The organism is Pseudoalteromonas sp. TAE56, assembly GCF_000497955.1.
Taxonomy (GTDB): Bacteria; Pseudomonadota; Gammaproteobacteria; order Enterobacterales; family Alteromonadaceae; genus Pseudoalteromonas.
Genome location: NZ_AUTN01000012.1, coordinates 1 through 2,893 on the forward strand (window position 1 = coordinate 1; position 2,893 = coordinate 2,893).

Annotated in this window: 3 protein-coding genes; all 3 read right to left on the minus strand. The window is 40.3% G+C overall.

The annotated features are described in order from the left end of the window. Window positions 1-844: Dyp-type peroxidase (locus L656_RS0100405; RefSeq protein ID WP_024597752.1), on the minus strand; the 844-nt coding region annotated here is incomplete at its 3' end. Between the two features lie 48 nt (window positions 845-892). Then, window positions 893-1,942 (minus strand): ABC transporter ATP-binding protein, encoded by a 1,050-nt coding sequence (locus L656_RS0100410; protein ID WP_024597753.1) that lies wholly within the window; start codon window positions 1,940-1,942, stop codon window positions 893-895. After that, on the minus strand, window positions 1,943-2,893 hold a 951-nt coding region (locus tag L656_RS0100415), incomplete at its 5' end, for an ABC transporter permease (protein ID WP_024597754.1). It abuts the gene before it with no gap.

The following is a 2,893-nucleotide window of genomic DNA, read 5'->3' on the forward strand; positions in this document are numbered from 1 at the left end:
CTTGAGTAAAATCAAGCCAGTGGTCGTAGCAATCCCCTTCCCCTAAACGACTATTAAGTACTTTTTCAAATGCGGTGCCCGTACAAGCGCATGTAATTGATAACATTCCCTGCTCATACACGTCGCCATAAGGCATGCTTTGATTTAATAGTAGCGGTTGTCCGTCTTCGTCTTTTAGCTCACTTCGCGAAGCATGGCTGGTTTCGACCGCTGGGGTAATTAGCGTGTTATCAAGACGCGTACGTCCCATTATTTGCTCTTGCTCACTCAATGATAAATGCTGCCACATCGTTAAGTCATGCTTATAACGCTGTACATGAATATAACTCCCCTGATCTTCAAAGCTACCAGGGTTGCTGATTAAAGCCGTAGCGCGCTTTTTTCTTCCATGTGCGGTGTCGCCACCATAAATAAAACCGTTAAAATCACGACCATCTAAAAAGCGAAAATTACGAATTTGCTCCACCAGCTCAACATCGGGGGCAAATAATTTTAAAATTTGCAGCGCAAATAAATGGTTAACATCTTCACGGTCAGAGCGAATTTGCACAAATAAATCGCACGGTTGTACGCTCATTTGGTGATCGCTATGGGTTATATTGGGAAAGCTCTGTAATTCGCTTGGAATGTATTCAGGGAGGATATGCGGCCAGTATTGCGCACCAATAGCAACCATACAAGAGAGCATTGATTCTGAAAATTGATCGCTAAACTCTTCTTCTATAGCGCTTACTTGTTTTAACTTTGCGCGAAGTGATTCGTCTTGACCATCAAACACATTAAAAAATAAGTGCAAACCGTGTAAGTTTGCTTCAGCACAAATCCCTGATTGCGCTTGCGCCATTGTTATTCCTTAGTTTTACAGATAAAAACACAGCGAATAACAAATTAATTACGATTCGAAAAAATTCACCGTGTGAGGTTTTATTTTTATTATAACCTGATCATTATTTTCAAATGACTGGCCATATTGTGCAGCAACTTCAATTTCTTGTTCATCAATAACAAGCGAATAAACATACGCCGAACCAATAAAGCGACGACTTATGATTGTAGCTCGCTTGCTGAATTTGTCACTTTGGTTATCTGCCACTAATTCTATTTGATGAGGGCGCACATATATAAGCCCTGCACTTACATTATGCTTACTCTCGACATAAGATTCGACTAAACCAAATGGTGTTTTATATTCAGTTGCGGTTAACACTTCTGCGCTTAAGTATATGCCCTGACCCAGAAACTCTGCAACCTCCTTTGAACATGGAGATGCAAAAAGCTGCTCAGGCGTGCCTTGTTGCTCAATTTTACCGCGATGCATAATGGCAAGTGTATCTGAAAACGCAAACGCCTCTTCTTTTGAGTGTGTAACAAACACAGCAGATACTTGAGTTGCTTTAATAATTCGACGTATATCGGCAATTAATTCAAAGCGTACTTGTGTGTCGATGTTTGAAAAAGGCTCATCAAGGAGTAATAAACTAGGTTTATAAGCTAATGCACGAGCGATAGCGACGCGTTGCTGTTGGCCACCCGATAACTGGTGTGGAAACCTGTCAGCACAGCCAATTAAATGCACAAGCTTAAGCATTTCATCAACGCGTTGCTGCTTTTGAGCTTTGCTCATATTACCAAGCCCGAATGCAATATTATTTGCCACCGTTAAATGCGGAAACAACGCATAATCTTGAAACATCATGCCGATGTTACGATGCTCAGGTGAGACAAACGATTGCTCATCACTCACTAATTTACCGTCTATAAAAATAGACCCTTGCTTGGCTTCAATTAAACCTGCAATCGCTTTTAATGTGGTTGTTTTGCCGCATCCACTCGCCCCGAGTAGACAAACAATTTCGTCTTTACCCACTGTTAAATCTAAATCGTGAATAACCTTTGTGCCGTTATAGTGATAGCTCACGCCTTGTAAAATTAAACTACTCATTTAACTACGCTGCTCCATAGAACGATTAATAAAATACAAAGGAATAAACCCAACAATAACAATAAATAATGCAGATATTGAAGCAAGCTCTAATTGCTCATCGCTCACATACTGAAATACATGAGTAGCTAAGCTTTCAAAATTAAACGGTCTGAGCAATAGCGCAGCTGGCAACTCTTTCATACACTCAATAAATACCAATAGGGCTGCAGTGAGTAACCCTCTTCGCAGTAAAGGTAGATGCACTAAACGCAGCGTTTGCCCTTGGCTTTTACCCATTGATTGGCTTGCCATATCAAGTGATGGACTAATACGTAAAAAACTCGACTCAATTGCTCCGTGTGCAATGGCGTAAAACCTAACAATATAAGCAATAATAATAGTAAGAATGCTACCTGTAAGCAGTAAGCCAATGTCTAAATTATACTTCTCGAGCGCTGTGTTAATGGTGTTCTCTAATAATGTAAGAGGTAATAAAACCGCAATAGCGAGTACTGTGCCAGGCAACGCATAACCTGTGCTTGCTAAACGCCCAGGAATAAGCGGATACGCTTGCTTTGCAACACGCTGATAAAAAACCACAAAAACACTCAATGTAATCGTTATAACACTTACAACCCCTGCCACTTTTAAACTTTGCCAAGCGTAACTAAAAAACTCTACATCCCATGCTTTATCAAAGTAGGTAATGGCGTAATTTATAAGTACTGCAATAGGAATTACAAAAGCGATAAGTAAAATAAAGCTACAAAATGCCGTTGCGAGCCAAGCAGACTTTCCTTTTAATACATAGAGCGATTCACTATTTACACTTGATTGTCGCTCAAATACCGCTTGGTTTCGGCGACTAAAACGCTCTGCCATTAATGCTAAAAATAACAGCAGTAACATCACACCCGATATTTTAGCGGCCGCTGTAAGTGAGTAATAACCAAACCACGTATCGTATAC

Excerpts from the sequence above, each read along its gene's own strand:
- L656_RS0100410 (WP_024597753.1), bottom strand. The coding sequence starts at position 1,942 with ATGAGTAGTTTAATTTTACAAGGCGTGAGCTATCACTATAACGGCACA.